This window comes from Rhodothermales bacterium (assembly GCA_041391505.1).
Taxonomy (GTDB): Bacteria; Bacteroidota; Rhodothermia; order Rhodothermales; family JAHQVL01; genus JAWKNW01.
In genome coordinates, this window is sequence record JAWKNW010000031.1 from 36,892 (window position 1) to 60,092 (window position 23,201).

Genomic DNA, 23,201 nt, shown 5'->3' on the forward strand with positions numbered 1-23,201 from the left:
TGCACCGTGCGCAAAGTCCGTTGGCTTCGGGATGCAGGCAAGGACCGCGTTTCACACATCGCCGATCGCAAATCCGTGATCGCTAATCGCTAATCGTATGGCTGAGATCGAAGAAGAACCTGCCCCATCAGCCCCGTTCTGGCTGGTGACGTACGGCGACATGGTGACGCTGCTGCTCACGTTCTTCGTGATGATCGTGGCCATGTCCGAGATCAAGAAAGACCGCTTGATGGAGGCGATGAGCTACTTCAAGGGCCGGCAGAGCGTGTTCGACAACGCACAGCCGATCCCGGTTATCCCGCAGGACGATCCGCAGGACGCCGAGGAGCAAAAACGCGAGCAGGCGGAGCGGGTCGAGTCGTTGATGGAGTTCATCGAGGAGGAAGGGCTTCAGGGCCACGTGGAGGTCAACTACAAGGAATCGACGGTGCACATTGTGATCACCGATTCGGTCATGTTTTCCTCCGGCAGCGCCCAGTTGCTGAGCACGGCGCAGCGGGTGCTGGCCAAAATCGCGACGGTGGCCTCCGATTCGAGCAACACGCTGACCGTAATCGGCCATACGGACAACATTCCCATCCGGACATCGGCCTTTCCCTCCAACTGGGAGCTCTCGGCGTCGCGCGCGGCGTCGGTGGTTCGGTTCTTGCTCACGCAGCGATCGGCCCTTCCGCCGGACCACTACCAGGCCATCGGCAAGGGCGAATTCCAGCCTGTCGCGTCCAACCGCACGCCGGAGGGACGCAGCCGGAATCGTCGTATTGAGCTCTTAATCAGTTTGAACCAATGGCAGAACCAACCGAAGACCAGGGAGCAAACAATCCTGACGCCGTAGAGGGCGACAAGAAGAAAAAGGGCGGCGGTTTTATCATGATCCTGCTGCCGCTGTTGCTGGTATCCGCCGGCGCCGGCGCCTTCCTGTCCTATTCGAAATATCCGGCCATCGCCCAGGTGGCCTACAACCTCGGGATCGGCGGCGAGGGCGAGGAAGAGGAAGCGGCCGAAGAGGAAGGCATCCAGTACGGGGAGTTCATGGAACTCTCGAACATTGTCGTCAACCCGGCCGACTCGAACGGCCGGCGTCTGTTGATGGTGAGCCTGGGGATCGAATCGGTGGAGCCGGCGCAGCTCGAGAGCATCAAGTCCCGCGAGATGGTCGTCCGCGACACCATCATCAAGCTGCTCGGCCGCCGCACCGTGGAGGAGCTGGCCGCCATCGAACAGCGCAACACGATCAAGGACGAGTTGCGTCAGGCCGTGAACGGCATCGTCACGGAAGGCGAGGTCAGCCGGCTCTACTTCACGCAGTACGTGCTCCAGTAGAACGGGCAATTCTTTCATTTCGGGGACGAATCGTCCCTCCCCAATCGACGCACACGGCCGGCCTGCGGGCCGCTTTGAGGGCCCTCGTGGTGTGGCGTGATTTTCGATGATCGCGCCGGCATGCGCATCGGGCGCCCCGCTCAACGAGCCGACCGGGACCCTGCATCTCCTGTCCCCGTCCGGCGCACCGCCCCGTTCACGTCGATTGCCAATTCAGATCGCCCATGTCCAAGCTGCTCAATCAGAACGAGATTGACGCCCTTCTCGGGGTCAGTGATGAGGACGAGGCCAAAAACCTGGACCTCGATGAACTCAATTCGCTGATGCTTGCGGATCTCCACCGCAATGTCAGCCCGTACAATTTCAAACGACCGCGCCTGTTCTCCCAGGATCAGATGCGGGTCATGAACCAGGTGCACGAGGCGTTCGCCCGCGACCTGTCCGTATACCTGTCCGCCCAGCTGCGCACCATCGTCGAAATCACGCTGACGGCGATGGATCAGGTGCTGTATTCGGAATTCGTGATGTCGAGCGCGCACCCCTCCGCCCTGTTCGTGGTGGAGGTGGTGGATCGCGGCCAGCAGCTCGTGTTCGAGATGGATCCGCGGCTGGTGATCTTTACGATCGAGAAGCTGTTCGGCGGCACGGGGCGGTTCCTGCGCAAACCGCGCGAGACCTCCCAGATCGAACAGCGGATCATGAGCAAGGTGATGGCGCGCGCGTTCCAGGAGCTGGAAAAGGCGTGGTCGCAGGTGGCCGAAATGCAGTTCCGTGAGTCGGCGTTCGAGTCCAACGCCGAATTCGTGCAGATCATCCCCGGCTCCGAGCCGGCCATCATCGGGACGTTCGAGGTGCGGGTGTACGAACACCACTCGTTCATGAACGTCTGCTACCCCTACATCATGCTGGAGCGGGTACTCGGCCGCGCCGGCATGAAACAGTGGCTCACGAGCGCCACGACGGAAGTCCCCTCCGACGTGCGGGACGAGTACAACTTCACGCTCCAGACCATGGACGTGTCGATGCGCGCCGAACTCGGCAGAACAACGCTCAGCATAACGGATCTGCTCGGTTTGTCCGAAGGCGATGTGATTCTACTTAAGAACAGAGCCGACGAGCCGATAAAGGTCTATATAGGAGAGCTGCCGAAATTCAAGGCTAGCGCAGGCAAATCTGGCAATCAGCGCGCAGTCCGCGTCGTTGAGATCTTAGACACTGATATTTCAGGGACGAATAAAAATGAGTGACCCGCAGATCCTGGCGCACTATGCCGATCAGGCTGCCGAAAGCCTTGGCGACTTCGTCGGCACTCTCCTCGGAAAAGAAACGCTCGTTACGACGAAAGCTCCGGCAGCGGCGACGCCGGCGGAGATCGCGAGCGATGCGGCAACCCTGTACACGGTGCTGAGCAAGGGCTCAGGCGACGAAGGGTTTGCCATTCAGTTTCCCGGAGACTGGCTGGCCCCGTTCTCGCAGTCGATGCTCGGTATCGAGCTATCGCCGACCGATCCGGATTCGGCCGACCTGTTTGTCGAGCTCGCTTCGCAGGCCTTCGGGTCCGTGCGCAACGTGCTGGGCCGCAGCATCTCGATTCCGGAAGTGTATTTCGAGGCGTTGCCTCCGGGGGGTGAAATCCCCGCCGGCCGGCTGGCCGACAGCCTGATCCGCATTGCTTTCGAACTCCGCACCGAGGCCGACACCTTCACCGGCGTCATCTCGTTGTCCGACGCGATCCTTTCCGCATTACCTGAACCTCCTTCCGATCTAGAAGAAGACGTTATGCTAGGATCACCGTCACCCGCCCAGCGTCCCGTGGACGTTTCGCAGGCTGCCTTCCCCGACCTGGGCAGGGAGCGCATTGTTCACGAGGGGACCGGCGGCAATTTTCAGATGCTGGCCGAGGTCGAACTCAACGTCACCGTCGAGCTGGGCCGTCGCGACATTCCGCTGTCGGACGTCCTCCGCCTCACGACGGGCAGCGTCATCGAGCTGGAAAAACTGGTCGGTGAACCGCTCGAGATTTATGCAAACGGCCGGCTCATCGCCGAGGGCGAAGCCGTCGTCATCGACGAGCAGTTCGGCGTCCGCGTCACCAACCTGGCGGCCACGCGGCAGCGCGCCGGCGCCTTTATGTAACCAGGCCAGCCGGCCTCGCCGGCTGGCACCGTATTCGCAATCTGGCCCATGCGTCTCGGGCGCCTGCCCTTTCGGGCAGCAGCGCCCTCCTCCGCATGAACATCGTGCCAGATCGTGAGCAAATTCTTCCCATTCCTTCCGGGCCCTCCCGCGACCGGCCAGCCCCCGCTCAACCGGTCGCTTCTGAAGCGCATCCTCTTTTTCGCCACCGCCCTCATGCTCCTCTGGGTGGCGCTGCAACTCAAGCCGTCCTCCCCCACGTTTCGCGACTCCAGCCGGCTGTTCACCGACAACGGCGGATCGGTCGCCGCGCGCCCCGACGAAGCGGACGCGGCTAAACCCTTCGCCTACGGTCCGTGGCTCGCCGGCCTCGTGCTCGCCGGCCTCCTCGGCTTCGCGGCGTTCCGCTACCGGCAGATGGGCATGACGCCCCCGGCGCCCCAGCCGATCGAGACGCTCGCGCGGCATACGCTCGGCCCGGGCCAGGAACTGCATATCGTGCGATGCGCCGGCCAGACGCTGCTCCTCGGCGTGACCGCCAACCAGATCGCGCTCATCGACCGGCTTCCCGACGTCCCCGACGCGCCCGAAGAGGCGCCCGCGCCGGCCGACAAGCCGGACTTCACCACCTTTCTCTACCGCGCCATCCGCACTTCCAATGGCAACTGATTTCTTCCGCTCGCTAGGCGGAGCGGGAACGATCCTGCTCCTCGTCTTCACGGCCCTGCTCGCGCTGCCGCGCCCGGCCTCGGCCCAGACCGCGCCGCCAGCCAACGCGCCCACGCCGACCTTCAACATCCTCCCCCAGATCCAGCAGGCGGACGGCGAGGAGGACTACGCGCTGCCGATCCAGCTCCTGCTGCTGCTCACCGTGCTCTCGGTCGCGCCTGCGATTGTGATCATGACGACCAGCTTCACCCGGCTCATCGTCGTCTTCGGCCTGCTCCGCACCGCGCTCGGCACCCAGCAGGCCCCGCCCTCGCAGCTCATCGCCGGCCTGGCGCTGTTCCTGACCTTCTTCATCATGCACCCGACGCTCTCCCAGATCCACGACGAGGCGCTTGCCCCCTATATCGCCGGCGAGATCACGCAGAAGCAAGCGCTCGACCTCACGCTCACGCCGATGAAGGCGTTCATGCTATCCCAGACGCGCGAGAAGGACCTCATGCTCTTCATGGACCTGGCGAACGTCACCACGTTCAACTCGGCGGACGACGTCCAGCTTCATATCCTGATCCCGGCCTATGTCATCAGCGAACTGCGGATCGCCTTTCAGATCGGCTTCATGATCTTCCTCCCGTTCCTCATCGTCGACCTCGTCGTGGCCAGCGTCCTGATGGGCATGGGCATGATGATGCTCCCCCCGATCATGGTGTCGCTCCCGCTCAAGCTCCTCCTCTTCGTGCTGTCGGATGGCTGGTACCTGATCGTCGAGTCCGTCATCCGGGGCTATACGGGGACATGAAATCGCAAATCGCAAATCGCAAATCGCAAATCGCAAATCGGTAATCTGTAATCTGTAATCGCTAATCGCCAATCATGAACACCGACGTCGCGCTATTCTGGGTGCAGGAAGCTATCCGCACCGCCATCCTGATCATCGCCCCCCTGCTGGGGACGGCGCTCGTCGTGGGTCTGCTCGTGAGCCTTTTTCAGGCGATGACCTCGATTCAGGAAATGACCCTTTCGTTCATCCCGAAAATCCTGGCCATCGCGCTGGTCATGCTGCTGCTGGCACCGTGGATGCTCGAGATGCTGACCGACTTCACGACGCACGTCATGCAGTTCATTCCGCAGGTCAGCCGGTAGGCAGCCGGGAGAGCTTGCGCCAGGCAAGATCGTCCCCCTTGTTTGAAACGATCCGGCATCCGGCATCCCGGTATCGCATCGCCGACCGGCGCCCTATCACCGCGTGATCCACCTTGTCTATCCTCGATCCGGAATATTTGCTTTACACCTTTCTGGTGTTCGTGCGCATCGCAGGGCTGGTGATGGCGGCGCCGTTTTATGAGCAGAAATTTATCCCGGTGCAGGTCAAGATCCTGTTTGCGGTGCTGTTCGCCTATGCGCTGGCCGGCATCGTACCCATGCCCGAAGGCCTGACGCCGACGGTGCCGGTCGCGCTCGCCTATTATGTGATCATCGAGGGGCTGACCGGCGTGGTGCTGGGGATGTCCGCCCGGTTCATCTTTTTCGCCATCCGGTTCGCCGGCGATTTCATCGGGCTGCAGATGGCGTTCAGCATTTCGCAGGTCATCAGCCCGGCCGACGGCCAGGCGTCGAACCCGATCAGCAACTTCCTGATCATGACGACCTTCCTCCTCTTCCTGATCCTCGACGGGCACCACCAGATGTTCAGGGCGCTGAACAGCTCGTTCTACGTGGTGCCGTTGGCCGGCGCGGACCTGCACCTGGCCGGCGACATGCTGCTGACGTGGACGGGCCGCCTCTTCATGACGGCGCTCCGGCTCGCTTCTCCCTTCATGATTACCATTTTCCTGGTCGACATGACGCTCGGCATCTTCGCGCGCGTCGCGCCGCAGGCCGAGATCTTTTCGCTGAGCCTCTCCCTGAAACTCCTGGTGGGCATCTCGATCACGTTTTTTTACATCCAGCACTTCATCCCGGTCGTCCCCGAGATGTTCATGCAGATGCTGGACGACATGATGTCCATGATCGAGGCGATCGCTCCCCGATAGCCGGCAAAAGCATGCCGGCACACCGCCCTTTTTTCCGGATCGACAGCGCGGCATCGCCGCCGTAGACGATGGCAGAAAAAGACGAACGCACAGAAGACCCTACATCAAAACGAAAGGCCACCGCGCGCAGCGAAGGTCAGGTGTTCAAGTCGCAGGAGGTCCTCTCCGTCGGCATGCTCCTGATCGGCATGAACGTGTTGGCCATGGGAACGGGATGGGGGTTCGAACGGATGAAAGTGATTATGGGGGATCTGCTGCTCGCATCGAGCCGGACGAACCTCAACAACGCCTCGGTCCAGTCGCTCCTGCACGACCTTATCATCGAGGTCACCGGGGTCGTGATGCCCTTTCTGCTGATTCTGATGATCTCGGGCGTGGTGCTGAACCTGGTGCAGTCCGGCTGGAACTTCACCGGCAAGCCGCTGGCCCCGAAATTCAAGAAGATCAACCCGATCAACGGCGCGAAGCGCATCTTCTCCGCCTCCGGCCTCTTCAACTTTCTGAAGTCGTTCCTGAAGATCGCCATCGTCGGTCCGATCGCCTATTTCCACATCGCCGGCCTCATGCCGCAGATCGTCCTGCTGCATGCCCAGCCCCTGCCGCTCATCCTCTCGACGGCTACCGGGTGGTTCATGAGCCTGTCTTTCAAGATGATCGCGATGCTCGGTTTCCTGAGCGCGCTGGATTTCGTCTACGAACGGCACAAGTTCAAGGAGAACCTGAAGATGTCCAAGCAGGAAGTGAAGGACGAGCGGAAGCAGTCGGAAGGCGACCCCAAGGTCAAGAAACAGCGGTTCAAGCTGGCGATGAAGCTGCTGCGCCGGCCGCGGCTGGATCACGCGGTGAGCAAGGCCGACGTCGTGATCACCAACCCGACGCACTACGCCGTCGCCCTCCGGTACGACCCCGGCGTCGCGCCGGCGCCGCAGGTGCTCGTGAAAGGCATCCGTAAACGCGCGCTCCGCATTCGTGAACTGGCGATTGAGAATGGCATCCCCGTCATCGAGGAGCCGCCCTTGGCCCGCGCTTTGTATCGCAGCGTTCCCGAAGAGCAAATCATCCCGGAGGAACTCTATCCTGCCGTGGCAACGATCCTCGCTTCGATCTACCGAAAGCGAAAGAAGACCATCCCCCGAGTGGGATGAACAGGCCATTCAACCTCCGTTCGCCGGCCCCTTTCAGGCGGTGAACGACAACGCAACGCACCTTGGCACGTCTACTCCCGTCCGGGCAGCCCACGCTCGAACCCCCTGCATTCAAGTTGTTCAATGGCGAAGGCATGATGGCCGCGACCATGATCATGATTCTGTTCGTCATGATCGTGCCGCTGCCGGGCTTTTTGTTGGACATGCTGCTGGCGACGAATATCGCGCTCAGCCTCGGCATCCTGCTGACGGCGTTTTATGCCGTCCGGCCGCTCGAATTTGCCATCTTCCCCGGCCTGCTGCTGATGACGACGCTGTTCAGGCTCTCGCTGAACGTCGCCTCCACCCGGCTCATCCTGAGCGAGGGCGAGGCCGGCAAGCTCATCACGGCCTTCGGCGAATTCGTGGTGTCGGGGAATTACGTCGTCGGCGCCATCATCTTCCTGGTCCTCGTCATCATCAACTTCGTGGTCATCACGAAGGGCTCCGGCCGTATCGCGGAGGTGGGCGCGCGTTTCACCCTGGACGCCATGCCGGGTAAGCAGATGGCGATCGACGCCGAGCTGAACGCCGGCCTGATCGACGAAACCGAGGCGCGTCAGCGCCGCGAGGAGGTGTCGAAGGAAGCCGACTTCTACGGCGCGATGGACGGCGCGAGCAAGTTCGTCCGCGGCGACGCCGTCGCGGGGCTGGTGATCACCGGCATCAACATCATCGGCGGCCTCGTCGTCGGCATGCTGCAGCTCGGCATGTCTTTCCCCGAAGCCGGCGAAAACTTCGTCCTCCTCTCGATCGGCGACGGCCTCGTCTCCCAGATCCCGTCGCTGCTGATCTCGACCTCCGCCGGTCTCATCGTCTCCCGGGCGAGCAACGAGAGCAACTGGGCGAACGAGTTCAAGACCCAGCTCTTCAACAAACCGCATCCGATTCTGCTCACGGGCGTCTTCCTGGCGGCGCTCGGCCTCGTGCCGGGGCTGCCGCTCCTCCCCTTCTGGCTGCTCTCGGGCGCCACGGTGCTGCTGGGCCGCCAGCGCATCCTGCAGGAACGCCGCGCGGCGGACGAGCAGGCCACGCTGGCCGGCACGCCGGCGCCGGCGGAGGCGCAGGATACCCCGACCGACCTGCTCCTGGTCGACCCCCTCGAACTCGAAATCGGCTACGCCCTGATCTCGATCGTCGACCCGAACCAGCAGGGCGACCTCCTCGACCGCGTCCGCATGCTGCGCCAGCAGCTCGCGCTCGAACTCGGCATCGTGATTCCGCCCGTCCGCATTCGCGACAACGTGAGCATGGGCGCCAACCAGTACGTCATCAAGCTGCGCGGCAACCCGATCGGCGAGGGGGAGATCATGCCCGGCTATTACCTCGCGCTCCTGCCGGACGACATCAAGAATCCGCCCGCCGGCATCAAGGTCAAGGACCCGACGTTCGGCCTGCCGGCGTTGTGGATCGCCGAGCGCAACCTGCCCGAGGCGGAGCGGCTCGGCCTGACGGTGGTCGAGGGGCCGGCCGTCATCACGACGCACCTCCTGGAAGTCCTCCGCAAGAACGCGTACCGCCTGCTCGACCGGCAGGAAGTGAAGAAGCTGGTGGACAAGGTTGCCGAAACGTCGCCGGCGCTGGTCGAGGAACTGCTGCCGAACGTGCTCTCGGTGGGCGCGATCCAGAAAGTCCTGAAGCGCCTCCTGCAGGAGACGGTGCCGATCCGCGACCTCGTCACGATCCTCGAATCGCTGGCGGACCATGCGACACAGACCAAAAACATCGATGTGCTGACGGAGTACGTCCGCGCCTCGCTCTCCGCCACGATAAGCCGGCAGTACGCCATCACCGACGGCAAGCTGCACGCCTTCGTGCTGGCGCCTGAATTGGAACAACTGTTGCTCGAAAAGGCACAACAGGGCGAACTCAATCCGAGCACCCTGGGATTACAGCAAACCGAAATGGAACGCCTCGTCAAGGAGGCCGATCGGTTGACCAAAAAGCTTATCAGTAATGCGCATGCCCCGGTGCTTCTAACATCTCCCGTGCTCCGGGCCACGCTGTTCAACTTCCTCTCCCCGATGCTGACCGACATCACGGTGCTGTCCTACAACGACCTGATTCCCAACGTGTCGGTAGAGGTTCTCGAGTCATTAAAAATGAGCTAGCCGGCAAGCCCGCGCGCGGGCTTCGAGCGGCCTTTTTACCACTCCAAGGTTTTCGCATTTCATGAAAGTTAAAACGCTGACCGGCCCCAGCATCCACGCGGCGCTGATCGAAGCGCGTCGACTGCTGGGCGACGACGTGGTGCTGTTAGAATCGATTCCCGCCGAAGGCGATGCGCCGGCGCGCATCACGGTGATGGTGGACGTGCCGGCCAACCTGAACGCCGGCCGCCGCGTGACGCAGGGTGCTCCGACGCCCGCGCTGAACGAACCCGTCGCCGCCGGCTACGGATACGGTCGCAACCGGGCGCGCCAGCGCGTCCAGGTCGAGACCCCCCGTTTCGTGCCGGCCGGCGAGGACGTTTCTTCCGGCGATGGGCTTTTTTCCTACGACCTGCCGCCCTCGGCCAGCATCCCGGTCGAGCCGCGCGCGATCGTGCCGAGCCCGGCCGCCGGCCGCGAGGCCGGGCGCAACACGCTCTTCAACGGCACGCAGCTGCCGCAGCCGGCGCAGTCGCTGGTGCCGGCGCTGCCCGAACGGCTGGAGGAGCTGCTGGAGGCCCAGCTGCGCGTGCTGCACGAGCGGCTCGACCTGCTCGACCGCCGCTTCGAAAGCTCGATCATTGGCGCCGGACAGCGCTGGGTAGCCAACATCTACTACACCAAGCTGTTGCGGCAGGGCATGCGGCCCTCGACGGTCACCCGGCTCTTCGACAACCTGATCAACCGGGGCTACGAGCCCGATGGAGATCGGGAGAAGGTGCGGTGGGCGCTCGCCCAGGAAATCCGGCTCGCGCTGCAGTGTACGGTGCCCAAGCGCTATAACGGTCCGCTCATGATGATCGGCCCCAGCGGCGCCGGCAAGACGTCGACGCTCCTCAAGCTGGCGAAACACCCGAGCTTCTTCGGCCGGCACCAGACCACCGTCATCTCGATCTACCCCGAAGACGACCGCGCCCTGCCCTACCTGAACCCGACGGAGTTCTTCCGTCAGTTCGGCATTCCCGTGCAGAGCGTGCGTACCCCCGAGGAGATGACGCAGGCGCTCGATCGCGCGCAGTCCTTCGAGAAGGTGCTGATCGATACGCCCCCGCTTCCCGTCCACGAAGCGTCGGCGCGGAAGACGCTGCAGTACCTCAAACGGATCGTGGAGCCCATGCTGCCGCTCCAGGTCCACCTCGTGCTCAATGCCACGCGGGCGCTGGAGGACTTCGACCCGGACGTGCTCCGGCGGATGCCTCTCCAGCCCGACGCCGTGGCCCTCACGCACCTCGACGAAACGCGGAGCTGGGGACGTATCGCCGAATGGATGATGCAGATGCAACTGCCCGTCCAGTTCGCCTCGTCGAGCCCCCGGATCCCGGACGGCGTCGGCGCCTTCTCGCCGAGCTGGTTCGTCGAGGAGATGATGCATCTCATGTAGTCCTGCCATTCTCCCGTGTTGGACGTGTCCACGCTCAACGCGCCATTCCAGTATAACATGAAGCGTAGTTCAACGATCATAGCCGTTACGAGCGGCAAAGGCGGCGTCGGCAAGAGCATACTGAGTGTGAACCTCGCCGAAACGCTCGCAGCCCAGGGCCATCAGGTCGCCCTCATCGATGTGGATCTGGGCCAGGGAGCGTGTGCGTTGCTGCTCAACGAACAGCCTGCCGGAAGCGTTTTCGAATGGGTGCAGCAGACGGCCCGCAAGGAGCAGGTCCTGCATCGCACCGCATCCGGCATCACCCTGGTCCTCGGCGCCAACGAAGCCGGCCGGCCGCAGGCGCGGCAGACCAAGCTCTTCGGCGCGCTGGACGCGCTGCTGAACGAGCTGCGGCGCGACCATGCCTACATCATCCTCGACGCGCCGGCCGGTACGGAAGGCGCCGTGCGATGGGCCCTCGACCGGGCGGATCTCGGCGTGCTGGTGCTCGTCGGCGAGCCGACGGCCATCTCCGACGCCTACCGCCTCGCCCGGATGATCTGGGAGTACGACCCCGACTACCCGATGTGCGCCGTCGTCAATTTCGCCGACTCCGAGGAGGAGGCGACGAGCGTGGCGGACCGGTTCAGCAAGGTCACGAGGCACTTCACCGGCCGGGCAACAAATTACTTGGGCTGGGTACCTTTTTCCCCGCTCATCCGGCGCTCGGTGTCCGTTCAGGAGCCTGCCGTGCGCACGTCCGGCCCCGTCCAGGAAGCCTTTCGCGCCATGTCGCAGAACCTGTCGGAGGGGCGCCAGGTCGCTCTGGAAGCGATCAGCCTCAACTGACCGGCCGGCGCGGCGCCGGCGTGATCCGCCGGCCGCCCGACACCCCCGGCCACTGGCATACATCTTGTACTTTTTCAACGAGTTACCTTCACCTCTTTTCATCGAGCGATGCAAGCCCTCTTCATACAACTCAGCGGCCTGATCGGCGTCATCAGCTTCCTGAATCTGATCTGGAACAATGCCTCGATCGAGCGCACGATCTTCGTGAGTGTCGGACTCGGACTGATGGTCTACCTCACGCTCACAATCGGAGGCAGCCTGATTCACCGCATCCTCCACGCCGTCCCCGTCCCCAGCGAGACCGAAGACGCCAAGGTGGCGTCGGAAACGGTGCACGAGAGCTGAGCGCCGGGCCAGGATCCACAAACGATTCCGCATTTCCCTTGTACCCGATTACGTAGTACGTCCCAATGACGCAAGATCTCCAAAGCCTCGCTGCGCTCCATGCGGCAGAACCAACCCCGAAGAACCGGGAGGCGGTCGTTGTCGCGGCCGTTCCCCTGGTTCGCTCACTGGTTGGCCGTTTGAGCATTCCGGATCACCCGCTCGCCTCCCGCGAGGATCTGGAAAACGTAGGTCTGCTGGGGCTGTTGCAGGCGCTGGACGGCTACGATCCGGAACGGGGCACCCCGTTCGTATCCTACGCGTACGGCCGCATCCGGGGCGCCCTGGTGGACTACCTCCGGTCGATCGACGCCCTCCCCCGCGAACGCCGCCGGCAGCTCGCCGAGGCCCAGCAGGCCGTCGAAACGCTCCGGCAGTCGCTCGGCGCCGAGCCGAACGACCACGAAGTCGCCGAATACCTCGGGCTCAGCCTGCCGGACTACCACACCCTGCTCACCGACGCCCAGTGCCGGTTCGCGCTCTCGCTCTACGACACCGCGAGCAGCGAAGGCGAACAGACCGTCGTCGAGACGCTCCCCAACGACGACGCCATGCTGGCGTTCGACCGCATCGAGAAGGCGTCGCTCCACGCCTACCTCAGCACCCTCATCAAGGAACTGCCCGAACGCGAGCAGACGATCCTCGCCCTCTACTACTTCGAAAGCCTGACGCTCCGCGAAATCGCCGAGCTGCTCAGCCTCACCGAAGCCCGCATTTCCCAGATCCTGGGCAAGATCCTCATGACGCTCCGCACGCATCTGGCCCAGAGCAAATCGCTCGTCAGCTGAGGCGCCGCTTCCCCCCGCAGCGCCCGAAAGCCAATTCTTCAGGGTTTCGCCATCCCCGATCGAACAAATCGGGAGCCGCGCAGTATCAGTCCGCTCGAAAATCGACGCTACTGTACGCCTGCCTCCTGAATCGGCCGGCGTCCGGGAGCAAAACCCCACGTAGCGGCTTTCCAGCATGCGGCAAAGGCGCATCCTACGCCTGATTGCGCACAATCATTAGCGGTTAGAGTCTCCTATGGGAATGATGAACAAAATGAGGGAGAACACGAAGTATGTGTTGTACTTCCTCGTCCTCTCATTCGGTGTGTTGTGGATGTTGCAAGATACCGGCATGTTCGACGTCGTCGGGTCGACGGGTACCGACATCATCGTGGTCGACGGCGACGCCATCAGCTACGAGCAGTACCGCAACGTACTCGACAACCAGCTCGAGATCTACCAGCGCAATAACGGCGAGAGCATGTCGCCCCAGATGCTGGACAATACGCGGGACATGGTCTACAACCAGCTCGTCGACGGCCTCCTGATCGAGCACGAGATGGATCGGCTGGGCATCACGGTGACGGACGAAGAGCTCTACGACCTCGTCCTGGGCGACAACCCGCACCCGATGGTCGTCAGCACGCCGGCCTTCAGCGACGGCCAGGGCGGCGTCGACCGCAACCTCATCCGCAGCTATCTGGAAGACGCCGAGGCGAGCCAGAGCTGGGTGGTCTTCGAGGAGCAGCTGCGCGACGTTCGCCGGCGCGAGAAGCTCCAGAAGCTGATGGAAGCGACGGTGCACGTATCCAACCAGGACGTCGAGGACGAATACCAGCGCCGCAACCGCAAGGTCAACACCCGCTACATCGCGCTCCGCTACGCCGCCGTGCCGGACGACTCGATCGCGTTCGCCGACCGCGACGTCCGCCGCTATTACGACGAGCACCGGGAGGATTTCAAACAGAAGGAAACCTATACCCTGAAGTACGTCAGCGTCCCGCGCGTCCCCTCGAAGGAAGACACCCTCGCGATCCTGAACGAACTCGAGCAGCTCAAGACGAACTTCGCCCAGGCGGAGAACGATTCGCTCTTCCTGAGCCGCTACGCCTCGGACATCCCCTACTCCAGCGCGTTCTTCCGCGCCGACGACCTCGACAAGGAAATCGCCGGCCTCGTGTACGACGACCTGACGCCCGGCCGCATCGTCGGTCCGCTTCTCGTGGGCGATTCGTACCGGATGATCAAGATCCAGGCCACGCGCCCGGGCGACGAGGTGTCGATCCGCGCCCGCCATATCCTCTTCCGCGTCGCCGGCAGCGACGACAACGCCAAGAACCAGGCGCGCCAGCAGGCGACCGAAGTGCGCGACCGCATCCGCCGCGGTGAAGACTTCGCCACGATGGCGAAGCTCTACAGCAGCGACAACTCGAACGCGAGCAAGGGCGGCGATCTCGGGTGGTTCGGCCGGGGCGCCATGGTCGAGCCCTTCGACAAGGCGGCATTCGACGCCCGCGTCGGCCAGGTGGTCGGGCCGGTCGAGACCAACTTCGGCTACCACCTCATCGAGGTGCTTGCCCGCAGCAACGAAGAAGTGCAACTCGCCGTGTACGCCCAGCGCGTCACCCCGAGCATCGACACGGAAAGCAGCATCATCGAACGTCTCGACGACCTGCTCTACTTTGCCACCGAGGCGGATGACTTCGCCGGCGAAGCCGAGCGCCGCAACCTCACCGTCAGCGAGGTCCAGGTCCAGAAAGACCAGGCGTTCATCCCGGGCATCGGCAACAGCCGCATGCTGCACAACCTGATGGAGGCCGGCAAGGTCGGCGCGCTCAGCGAGGTCGTCGAGCTGGACAACAGCTTCATCCTGGCCCAGCTGGTCGACGTCAAGCCCGAAGGCTATCGGTCGTTCGAGGAGGTGAAGGCTGAAATCGAACCCCGCGCCAAGCTGGCGATGAAGGAAGAGATTCAGTACAAGAAGCTCGCCGACGCCGTGGCCGCCGGCGGGTTCGAAGGCGCGGCCGCCGCGCTCGGCACCACGCACCGCGTCGCCTCGCTGGTGACCTACAACACCCGCGCCGTAAGCGAACTCGGCAACGACCTCGCTTTCAAGGGCACCGTGCTCGCGATGGACCAGGGCGAAACGTCCGGCGTCATCAAGGGCGCCAACGCGGCCTTCATCGTGCAGGTCACCGAAGTCGTCGCGCCGCCGGCCCTCGGCGACGCCCAGCGCGAGCAGCTCCGCAACGAATTGCTGACGCAGCGCCGCCAGCTGGTGACCTCGCAGTGGCTCACCGCCCTCCGCGAACAGGCCGATGTCGACGATCGCCGCCGGCTGTTCCTGCAGTAAGCGCGCAGCCCGTGCCGGCCTCCGCCGGAAACCGATTCGATACCAGGGGCGTGCACGATGCACGCCCTTTTAACAACCGGCGCCATGCCCCATCCCCACCGCCCATGACCCGCTCGCCTCTCGCGCTCGCGCTGCTCGTCCTCATGGCCACTTCCTGCCAACCCCGCCCCGCCGCGCCCCTGTCCGACACCTACGCGGTGGTCAACGCCCGCATCTGGACCGCCGCCCCCGCCGCGCCGTGGGCCGAGGCCATGCGCATCGAGCGGGGCGTCGTCGCAGCCATCGGCAGCCGGCAGGAGGTGCTGGATGGCCTCGACGCCGGCATCGCGCTGATGGATGCCCACGGGGCGTTCTTGGCGCCAGGATTCATCGACAGCCACGTCCATTTCCTGGAGGGCGGGATGCGCCTCGCGTCGGTCCAGCTCCGCGACGCCGACTCCCCGGAGGACTTTGCCCGCCGCATCGCCGACTACGCCGCCACGCTGGAGGCCGGCACCTGGATTCTCGGCGGCGATTGGGATCATGAAAACTGGGGCGGCGCCCTGCCGGAGCGCGCCTGGATCGATGCGATCACGCCAGACCACCCCGTATGGGTCAGCCGGCTCGACGGACACATGGCGCTCGCCAACACGCGGGCGCTCGAGGCGGCCGGCGTCACCGCCGCCACGGCGGATGTCTTCGGGGGCGAGATCGTCCGCGACGACGCCGGCAACCCGACCGGGCTGCTGAAGGATAACGCCATGAACCTCGTATGGCGCGTCGTCCCCGACCCCTCGCCGGCCCAGCTCGACCGCGCGCTCGAAGCCGCGATGGCCTACGTCAACGCCCAGGGCGTCACCGGCGTGTACAACATGGGCACGATGCAGGATGTGGACGTGTTCGAGCGGGCGCGCGACGCCGGCCGGCTCACCACCCGCATCTACGCGGCCACCCCGCTCGCCGCCTGGCCCGCCCTCGCCGAACGCGTCGCGAGCCGGGGGCGCGGCGACGACTGGGTCCGCATCGGGGGGCTGAAGGGGTTTGTGGATGGCTCGCTCGGGTCGCACACCGCCGCGTTCTTCGAGCCGTTCACCGACGCGCCCGGCGACAGCGGCTTTTTTGTCGAGAGCGAGGACGATCTGCGCCGCTGGATCGCCGGCGCGGACTCCGCGGGGCTCCAGGTCATGGTGCATGCGATCGGCGACCGCGCCATCCATACGCTGCTCAACCTTTTCGAGGACACCGCCTCGCGCCACGGTCCGCGCGATCGCCGGTTCCGGATCGAACACGCGCAGCACATCGCGCCCGCGGACATCCCGCGCTTCGCAGCGCTCAGGGTGATCGCCAGCATGCAGCCGTATCACGCCATCGACGACGGCCGCTGGGCGGAACGCGTCATCGGGCCCGAGCGGAGCAAGACGACCTATGCCTTTCGCTCGCTGATCGACGCCGGCGCGCATGTCGCCTTCGGGAGCGACTGGTTCGTCGCCCCTCCGACGCCGCTGGAGGGCATCTACGCCGCGGTGACGCGCCGCACGCTCGACGAGGCGCATCCCGGCGGATGGGTGCCCGAGCAGAAGATCGGCGTGGAAGAGGCGCTCGCCGCCTACACCCGCGAGGCAGCTTATGCCGCATTCGACGAGGAACAGCGCGGCGCGCTCCGCGTCGGCATGTCGGCCGATTTTGTCCTGATCGACCGCGATCTCACCCGTATTGCTCCCGAGACCCTGCGCGACGCCCGCATCGTAAAGACGGTCGTCGGCGGCAAGGTCGTGTACGAAGCCCCCGCGCCATGACGCCTCGCTCCGCTTTTGTCCTGCTTGTCCTGCTCGTGCCCTGCATGGCGCAGGCCCAGACCGTGCTCGACCGCGCGCGGCGCGATGTCGACACCCTCGCCGCTCCCTGGATGGAGGGACGCGGCTACGAGGGGGAAGGTCATCGTCGGGCGGCCGCCTACATCGAGCGCCAGTTCGAGGAAGCCGGCCTCGCCCCGGTCGGCGGGTCGTATCTTCTACCGTTTTCCTTCACCGTCGACCTGATCCGTCAGGCGCCGGTTTTCGCCCTCAACGGCGCGGCGATTCCGCTCGGCGCCGGCTTTCTGCCCATCGCATCCAGCCCGTCGGCGCACGCTTCGGGCGACGCCCGCGTCGTGATCGCCGGCTCGGGCCTCTACGCGCCCGACGCCGGCGTGAATGCCTATGAGGGGCTCGACGTCCGCGACGCGATCGTGGTGCTCGACGACGCCATGCCCTCCCCCCTGCCCGAGGGTTTGCTCCCGGCGAGCCGCACGACGCTGTACCGCATGGAAGCCGCTGCGCATTTCGGCGCGCGCGCCGTCGTTTTTCTTACGGATAACCTGTCGCACGGCCCTTTTCCGCAGAACACCACCCTCCCCGGTTTCCTCCTCCTTCGTTCGTACTGGCCGGCGGAGACACCCCGCATCGCCTATTCCCTCGAAACGACGCGCGATGAGGAGACCACGAGCGCCAACGTGCTGGCGCAGTGCCCCGGAACCCGCGCCGCGGATCGCTACCTCGTCGTCATGGCGCATTACGACCACCTGGGACGCATCGGGCCGGACGTCTTTTTTCCGGGAGCCAACGACAACGCGAGCGGCACCGCGCTGCTGCTGGGCCTGAGCCGCGCCTGCGCCGAACAGCCGTTCGGCCGCACCGTGCTGTTCGTGGCGTTTTCAGGCGAAGAGCAGGGCCTGCTCGGTTCGCGCGCGTTCGTGGCCGACCCGCCGGTGCCGCTGGAAGCCATCGACTTCGTGCTCAACCTGGACATGGTCGCCTCCGGCGAGGACGGCATCACCGTCGTGGGCGGCAGCGACTTTCCCGAGGCGCTGGACGTGTTGAACGCGGCGAACGCCGGCGTGGGCATCAGCCGGATCGGCAAGCGCGCAAACGCGCCCAACAGCGATCACTATCCCTTTCTGACCGCCGGCATCGAAGGATTTTTCATCTATACCAACAAAGGGACCCAGCCCTACCACAGCGTGAACGACGTGCCGGCCACGCTCGAATGGGACGATTTCCAGGCCGTCTACACCCTGTCGGAGCGCTTCCTGCGCGCCATCGATGCCCGCTGAGGGCCTCCCTCAGACTTCCAGCGTGCCGCGAAAGACCGCCACCGCGGGCCCTTCCAGGTAGAGCCCGCTGATGTCGTCCCCATCGAGTTCAAAGCCCACTCCCAGCACGCCGCCGGGCATGTGCACCTCCACCCGCTCGACGTCGATCAGATCCTGAAGGCGCGACACGACCGCCGAGGCCATGGCTCCGGTGCCGCAGGCGAGCGTCTCCGCCTCGACCCCCTTCTCGTGCGTGCGAACGGTGATGCGCGCCGGGTGGCTCTCGTCGCCGCGCTCATCCACTTGCACGAAGTTGACGTTCGCGCCCGCCGGCTGCAGCGCCGCATCGTACCGGACGGCCGGCCCCCAGCGTTCGATCGGGGCGTACGACACATCGTCGACGAAACAGACCGCGTGTTCGGTGCCCGTCCAGATAAAATGACAGGTGCCGGCGCTGCGGGCGTTTTCCGAGGCGAGGCGGACGGCCCGTTTGAAGCGTTCCGGGGGGCGGACGTAGAGGCGCACCGTATCGTCCATGGCCGGGCCTGCGGTGGCGTGGTAGACGCCGGCGTCCGACTCGAACACCAGCGTCTCGTCGGCGAAGCCGGCCATCCGGGCGAAGCGGACCAGGCACCGCGCCCCGTTGCCGCACATGGTGCCGAGGCTGCCGTCGGCGTTGTAGTATTTCATGCGATAGTGGGCGTCCGGGCCGTCCGGCGCGCTGAAGGCCAGCAGGCCGTCGGCGCCCACGCCGACCCGCCGGGGGCAGTACCGCCGGGCGAGGTCGGAGAGTTCATCGGCGTTAAAATGATAGAACCGGTTATCGATAACGATAAAATCATTGCCGGCCCCATTCATCTTCGTAAATTCCAGGACGAGCGCGCGTGGAGTCATGCTACGGGCAGCGGGTTGGTGAAAACGACCGAGGGCGCTCGTTCTCTCCGAAACCCGATCTGTGGAACGAAATTAAACGGAGTAGTATCTGCACCGGGCGAGGCCTTTCGGGGCCCCTCGAAAACCTGTGAGACCTCGCGCCGTTATACCCGGTACCCCCTGTTTAGACTCCCATCCATCTACCCTTTTTGCCTGGCGTCAATTTGACAGAAAAAAAACTGATCATCGACCGCGTTGAGCCTGTTTTGCTGTACGGATTCAACGACACCCACCTGCGCAAGATTGAGGCGGCCTTCCCCAACACCCAGATCACGGCGCGCGGCAATCAGATCCTGATGCGAGGCGCATCGACGGATGTAGAGCATGTTGAACGGGTTCTCGGCGAACTCATCCTCGTGCTGAACCGGAACAAGCAACTCACCGAAAACGACGTCGAGACGGTGCTCGCCGTTTCCACGGACGGCGGTTCGTCGCTGCCGGATGCCTCGGTGGAGGACGTGGTGCTGTTCACCCCCAACGGCGGGGTGATCCGGGCCAAGACGGCCAACCAGAAAAGGCTGGTCGCGGTGGCGCGCGAGCACGATCTCGTGTTTGCGGTCGGCCCGGCCGGCACGGGCAAGACCTATACGGCGGTGGCGCTGGCCGTGGCCGCCCTCAAGGCGCGCCAGGTCAAACGCATCGTGTTGTGCCGCCCGGCGGTGGAGGCCGGCGAACGGCTCGGCTTTCTGCCGGGCGACTTCCGCGACAAGGTGGACCCCTACCTGCGGCCGCTCTACGACGCGCTGGAAGACATGCTCTCGCACGACAAGCTGAACACCTACATGGAGCAGCACATCGTCGAGATCGTGCCGCTCGCCTATATGCGCGGGCGCACGCTCAACTCGGCCTTCGTGATCCTGGACGAGGCGCAGAACGCCACGCGGCAGCAGATGAAGATGTTTCTGACGCGTCTCGGGGCCAACAGCCGCGCCATCATCACGGGCGACGTGACGCAGACCGATCTGCCGAGCCTGGAGCAAAGCGGTCTGGTCCAGGCGCAGCACATCCTCGAGTCCGTGGAAGGCATCTCGTTCGTCCGCTTCGGCCGGCAGGACGTGTTGCGCCACCGGCTCGTCAAGGACATCATCGAGGCCTACGAAAAACACGCGGAGAGCGAACCGGCGCGGCCGGCGAACGGCCGGCACTGACGCCGGGCGTCAGTTCGGCCAGATCAGGATCCCGGGCTTGTCGATATCGCCCGTTTTTCCGTCGATCTGTACGCGGGCCAGGCCGCCCTCGAAGCTCCACGCGCGGTCGAAGCGCGGCTGGATGACGTATACGCCGTCGGTGCCGATGTAGCCCCATTTGTTGCCGTACCGCACGAGCGCGAACCCTTCGGAGAAGTCGTTCGCGAAGTCGAACTGCAACGGGATGGCGACTTCCCCCGATGTATCCAGATAACCCCACAGCCCTTCTTCGTAGATGCGCGAAAACCCTTCGGAGAAGCTGTAGACCTGCCCGAACGGCGCCGTGAACTGGATGGCGCCGGCCTTGTCGATGAACGCATAGCTTCCGTCGACATGCACGAGCCCGAGGCCCTCCGAAAACCCTTTCGCCGCGTCGAATTGTGGCTCGATCGCGTAGTTACCTTCCCGATCGACGTATCCCCAGCGCGAGCCGGTTTTCACGAAGACGATCTGCCGTTTCTCCTCGACCGGAGCCAGGCCCTCCGAGAAGGAAAGCGCGCTCTGGAAGCGAGGGACGATCTCTTCCTCGCCGTTCGCGGCCACAAAACCCCAGAGGGGCTTGCCCTTGCGTTTGCGTTTGATGGGGGCCAGGCCCTCCGAAAAATCGAGGTTGGCCTCATACGTCTGATCGGTCAGCCGCTTGCCGTCGGCGTCGATGAAGAACCACTTGCCGCGGCTGGAAACGCGCGCAAAGCCGCCGGAAAAGGGAAACACCTTTTCGTACATGGTCTCGACCACCACCTCGCCGCGCTCGTCGATAAAGCCCCAGAAGCCGCCGATCTGCACGGGCGCGCGGCCTTCGTCGAACTCGCTGGCGACATCGAAGCGCGGCTCGATCGCCACGCGGCCGGAAGCGTCGATGTAGCCGTACGCGTCATCGATTCGGGCCGGAAAAAGCTGCTGGGCGGAGGCATCCCGGGCGCAGACAGGTCCCAGGACCAGGCAAACCGCGATAAGGAGCCGGCGCATCGGGTACGCCGGACTAAACAAATTCCACTGCATGCGTTCGATGGTCCAATCTGAGTGGGTAAATAAAACACGCGCGGGCGCTGGTGGGCGACGCGTCGCGTGCCCCAATGTACCAACTCCCACACTAAAAAGCCTCGCCGGCCCGCCGACGCCGCTCAGCCGGCCGGCGGCGTGACGAAGACATTGTCGATCAGCCGGGTCGCGCCAAAGAAGACGGCGACCGCGACCAGGACGTCCACCCCGGCCTGGAGCCGTTCGACCGGCTGGAGCACCTCGGCATCGACGATTTCGGCGTATTGCACGCGGGCTCCGGGCACGGCCTCGAGGCGGTCGACCAGCGCCCGGCGCAGGGCCGCCGCGTCGCGCTCGCCGGCCTCGATGGCCGCGCGCGTGGCCGTCAGGGCCCGATACAACGCCGGCGCCTCGGCGCGCTGCGCGGGGGTGAGGTAGACGTTTCTGGAGGACGCGGCGAGGCCGTCGGGATCGCGGTAGGTCGGTACGCCAATGATTTCGACATCCACGTTGAGGTCGAAGAACATGCGCCGGATGATCACAAACTGCTGCGCGTCCTTGAGACCGAACACCGTAACGTGGGGTTTGCAGGCATTGACGAGCTTCGTGACCACGGTAGTGACGCCCCGAAAATGCCCGTCGCGGAAGGCGCCGCAGAGGTAGCGATCGAGCTGGTCCGTCAGCACCCAGGTGCGCTGACCGCGCTCGCGATCCGGATACATCGCGGATTCGTCCGGCAGAAACACCGTATCCACGCCGGCCTCGCGGAGCTTGCGCAGATCCTCGTCGACGGGGCGCGGGTAGCGGGCGAGGTCTTCGCCGGCGACGAACTGGGTGGGATTGACGAAGATCGATACCGTGACGTGGCCGGCGGCGTCGCGGGCGCGGGACACCAGCGCGAGATGGCCCTCGTGCAGGGCGCCCATCGTGGGCACCAGCGCCAGCCGCGTGCCCGCCGCGCGGAGCGCGTCGGCGCGGCGTTGCATCTCCGATACCGTTGTAATAACGTCCATGGAACTGAGTTCAGGGTTCGGTTGAGGGTCGGCCGGCGTTTTACCCGTTCTTCGCGGGGGACGCCCGCCGGCGTCAAACTTGTGCGCAGTCGCTGAGTATACGTCCGGCAATCACGAAAACACCATTCCGCCTCGATACGTCATGTCAGATTATCGCATTGAAAAAGACTCGCTCGGCGAGGTTCGCGTCCCATCCAACGCCCTCTACGGCGCGCAGACCCAACGCGCGGCCGAGAATTTTCCGATCAGCGGCCAGCGCTTCCCCAGACTGTTCATCGAGGCGGTGGGCCTCATCAAGCAGGCCGCGGCGCGCGCCAATAACGCCCTGGGGCTGCTGGACGCCGCCAAGACGGACGCCATCGTGGCCGCGGCCCAGCACGTGGTGGACGGCGACTACGACGACCAGTTCGTGCTCGACATCTTCCAGACGGGCAGCGGCACGTCGACGAACATGAACGCCAACGAGGTCATCGCCAACGTGGCCACCGAAAAGGTGGGCGGTGAGATGGGGAGCAAGGCCATCCACCCGAACGATCACGTCAACATGTCGCAATCGTCGAACGACGTGATCCCGACGGCCATGCACGTCTCCGCCCGGATCGCGCTGGAGCGCGAGCTGGTGCCGGCGTTGAAGCGGTTTCAGGCCGCGCTCACGGCGAAAGCTACCGCCTTCGACGACGTGTTAAAAAGCGGCCGCACGCATCTCATGGACGCGACGCCGGTCCGGCTCGGCCAGGAATTCGCGGGCTTCGCCTCGCAGATCCAGCACGGCATCCGCCGGCTCGAGTACGCATCCGGCGAGCTGGCCGAACTGGCGCTCGGCGGCACGG

General features: G+C 64.6%; 22 protein-coding genes. 19 read left to right on the forward strand and 3 right to left on the reverse strand.

All coding sequences use genetic code 11. The features are described from left to right. Window positions 1-97 precede the first annotated feature (97 nt). The 17 genes from R2834_21380 to R2834_21460 all read left to right on the forward strand — a co-directional run bounded on the left by R2834_21380 (window position 98) and on the right by R2834_21460 (window position 18,278). On the forward strand, window positions 98-835 hold the full coding sequence (locus tag R2834_21380; GenBank protein ID MEZ4702899.1) for a flagellar motor protein MotB: 738 nt from the start codon (window positions 98-100) through the stop codon (window positions 833-835). Continuing rightward, window positions 787-1,323: a flagellar basal body-associated FliL family protein gene (locus R2834_21385; GenBank protein MEZ4702900.1), complete on the forward strand. Its 537-nt coding sequence runs from the start codon at window positions 787-789 to the stop codon at window positions 1,321-1,323. Before R2834_21380 ends, R2834_21385 begins: the two co-directional genes overlap by 49 nt. Before the next feature lie 224 nt (window positions 1,324-1,547). Next, window positions 1,548-2,570, forward strand: coding sequence for a flagellar motor switch protein FliM (fliM, locus tag R2834_21390; protein MEZ4702901.1), 1,023 nt, complete (start codon window positions 1,548-1,550; stop codon window positions 2,568-2,570). Further along, entirely contained in the window at window positions 2,563-3,459 is an 897-nt protein-coding gene (gene fliN / locus R2834_21395) for a flagellar motor switch protein FliN (protein ID MEZ4702902.1), read from the forward strand. Before fliM ends, fliN begins: the two co-directional genes overlap by 8 nt. A 114-nt stretch (window positions 3,460-3,573) precedes the next feature. Then, window positions 3,574-4,128: a flagellar biosynthetic protein FliO gene (locus tag R2834_21400; GenBank protein MEZ4702903.1), complete on the forward strand. Its 555-nt coding sequence runs from the start codon at window positions 3,574-3,576 to the stop codon at window positions 4,126-4,128. Further along, the gene (fliP, locus tag R2834_21405; protein MEZ4702904.1) at window positions 4,118-4,924 is read left to right on the forward strand and encodes a flagellar type III secretion system pore protein FliP; all 807 of its coding nucleotides are present in this window, start codon (window positions 4,118-4,120) and stop codon (window positions 4,922-4,924) included. Before R2834_21400 ends, fliP begins: the two co-directional genes overlap by 11 nt. Window positions 4,925-4,998: 74 nt before the next feature. Then, window positions 4,999-5,268: a flagellar biosynthesis protein FliQ gene (gene fliQ / locus R2834_21410; protein ID MEZ4702905.1), complete on the forward strand. Its 270-nt coding sequence runs from the start codon at window positions 4,999-5,001 to the stop codon at window positions 5,266-5,268. A gap of 113 nt (window positions 5,269-5,381) precedes the next feature. Beyond that, a complete protein-coding gene (fliR, locus tag R2834_21415) occupies window positions 5,382-6,158 on the forward strand; it encodes a flagellar biosynthetic protein FliR (protein ID MEZ4702906.1) in 777 nt (258 codons plus the stop codon). Window positions 6,159-6,226: 68 nt separating this feature from the next. Then, window positions 6,227-7,303, forward strand: a complete 1,077-nt coding sequence (gene flhB / locus R2834_21420) for a flagellar biosynthesis protein FlhB (protein MEZ4702907.1) — start codon at window positions 6,227-6,229, stop codon at window positions 7,301-7,303. Between the two features lie 62 nt (window positions 7,304-7,365). Continuing rightward, window positions 7,366-9,453 carry a flagellar biosynthesis protein FlhA gene (gene flhA / locus R2834_21425; protein ID MEZ4702908.1) on the forward strand — a complete coding sequence of 696 codons (2,088 nt, stop codon included), beginning with the start codon at window positions 7,366-7,368 and terminating at the stop codon, window positions 9,451-9,453. A 61-nt stretch (window positions 9,454-9,514) separates the two neighbouring features. Continuing rightward, window positions 9,515-10,873, forward strand: a complete 1,359-nt coding sequence (locus R2834_21430) for a flagellar biosynthesis protein FlhF (GenBank protein ID MEZ4702909.1) — start codon at window positions 9,515-9,517, stop codon at window positions 10,871-10,873. A 57-nt stretch (window positions 10,874-10,930) separates the two neighbouring features. Further along, window positions 10,931-11,704 carry a P-loop NTPase gene (locus R2834_21435; GenBank protein ID MEZ4702910.1) on the forward strand — a complete coding sequence of 258 codons (774 nt, stop codon included), beginning with the start codon at window positions 10,931-10,933 and terminating at the stop codon, window positions 11,702-11,704. Between the two features lie 108 nt (window positions 11,705-11,812). Further along, window positions 11,813-12,049 (forward strand): hypothetical protein, encoded by a 237-nt coding sequence (locus R2834_21440; protein ID MEZ4702911.1) that lies wholly within the window; start codon window positions 11,813-11,815, stop codon window positions 12,047-12,049. A gap of 65 nt (window positions 12,050-12,114) precedes the next feature. After that, window positions 12,115-12,876, forward strand: a complete 762-nt coding sequence (locus R2834_21445; GenBank protein MEZ4702912.1) for a FliA/WhiG family RNA polymerase sigma factor — start codon at window positions 12,115-12,117, stop codon at window positions 12,874-12,876. Between the two features lie 253 nt (window positions 12,877-13,129). Further along, on the forward strand, window positions 13,130-15,208 hold the full coding sequence (locus tag R2834_21450; GenBank protein ID MEZ4702913.1) for a peptidylprolyl isomerase: 2,079 nt from the start codon (window positions 13,130-13,132) through the stop codon (window positions 15,206-15,208). 104 nt (window positions 15,209-15,312) lie between these two features. Then, the gene (locus R2834_21455; protein ID MEZ4702914.1) at window positions 15,313-16,983 is read left to right on the forward strand and encodes an amidohydrolase; all 1,671 of its coding nucleotides are present in this window, start codon (window positions 15,313-15,315) and stop codon (window positions 16,981-16,983) included. Further along, entirely contained in the window at window positions 16,980-18,278 is a 1,299-nt protein-coding gene (locus R2834_21460) for a M28 family peptidase (protein MEZ4702915.1), read from the forward strand. Before R2834_21455 ends, R2834_21460 begins: the two co-directional genes overlap by 4 nt. Before the next feature lie 9 nt (window positions 18,279-18,287). Here R2834_21460 and dapF read toward each other — a convergent pair whose 3' ends face one another. Beyond that, window positions 18,288-19,151, reverse strand: a complete 864-nt coding sequence (gene dapF, locus R2834_21465; GenBank protein ID MEZ4702916.1) for a diaminopimelate epimerase — start codon at window positions 19,149-19,151, stop codon at window positions 18,288-18,290. A gap of 203 nt (window positions 19,152-19,354) precedes the next feature. Between dapF and R2834_21470 the strand changes: the two genes are divergently transcribed. Then, window positions 19,355-20,338, forward strand: a complete 984-nt coding sequence (locus R2834_21470; protein MEZ4702917.1) for a PhoH family protein — start codon at window positions 19,355-19,357, stop codon at window positions 20,336-20,338. A gap of 9 nt (window positions 20,339-20,347) precedes the next feature. On the opposite strand, the gene R2834_21475 is transcribed toward R2834_21470, so the two are convergent. Continuing rightward, complete coding sequence (locus R2834_21475) at window positions 20,348-21,379, reverse strand: WG repeat-containing protein (protein MEZ4702918.1); 1,032 nt, start codon at window positions 21,377-21,379, stop codon at window positions 20,348-20,350. A 122-nt stretch (window positions 21,380-21,501) separates the two neighbouring features. After that, on the reverse strand, window positions 21,502-22,371 hold the full coding sequence (gene panC, locus R2834_21480; GenBank protein MEZ4702919.1) for a pantoate--beta-alanine ligase: 870 nt from the start codon (window positions 22,369-22,371) through the stop codon (window positions 21,502-21,504). Window positions 22,372-22,513: 142 nt separating this feature from the next. Here panC and R2834_21485 point away from each other — a divergent pair. Beyond that, window positions 22,514-23,201: lyase family protein (locus R2834_21485; GenBank protein MEZ4702920.1), on the forward strand; the 688-nt coding region annotated here is incomplete at its 3' end.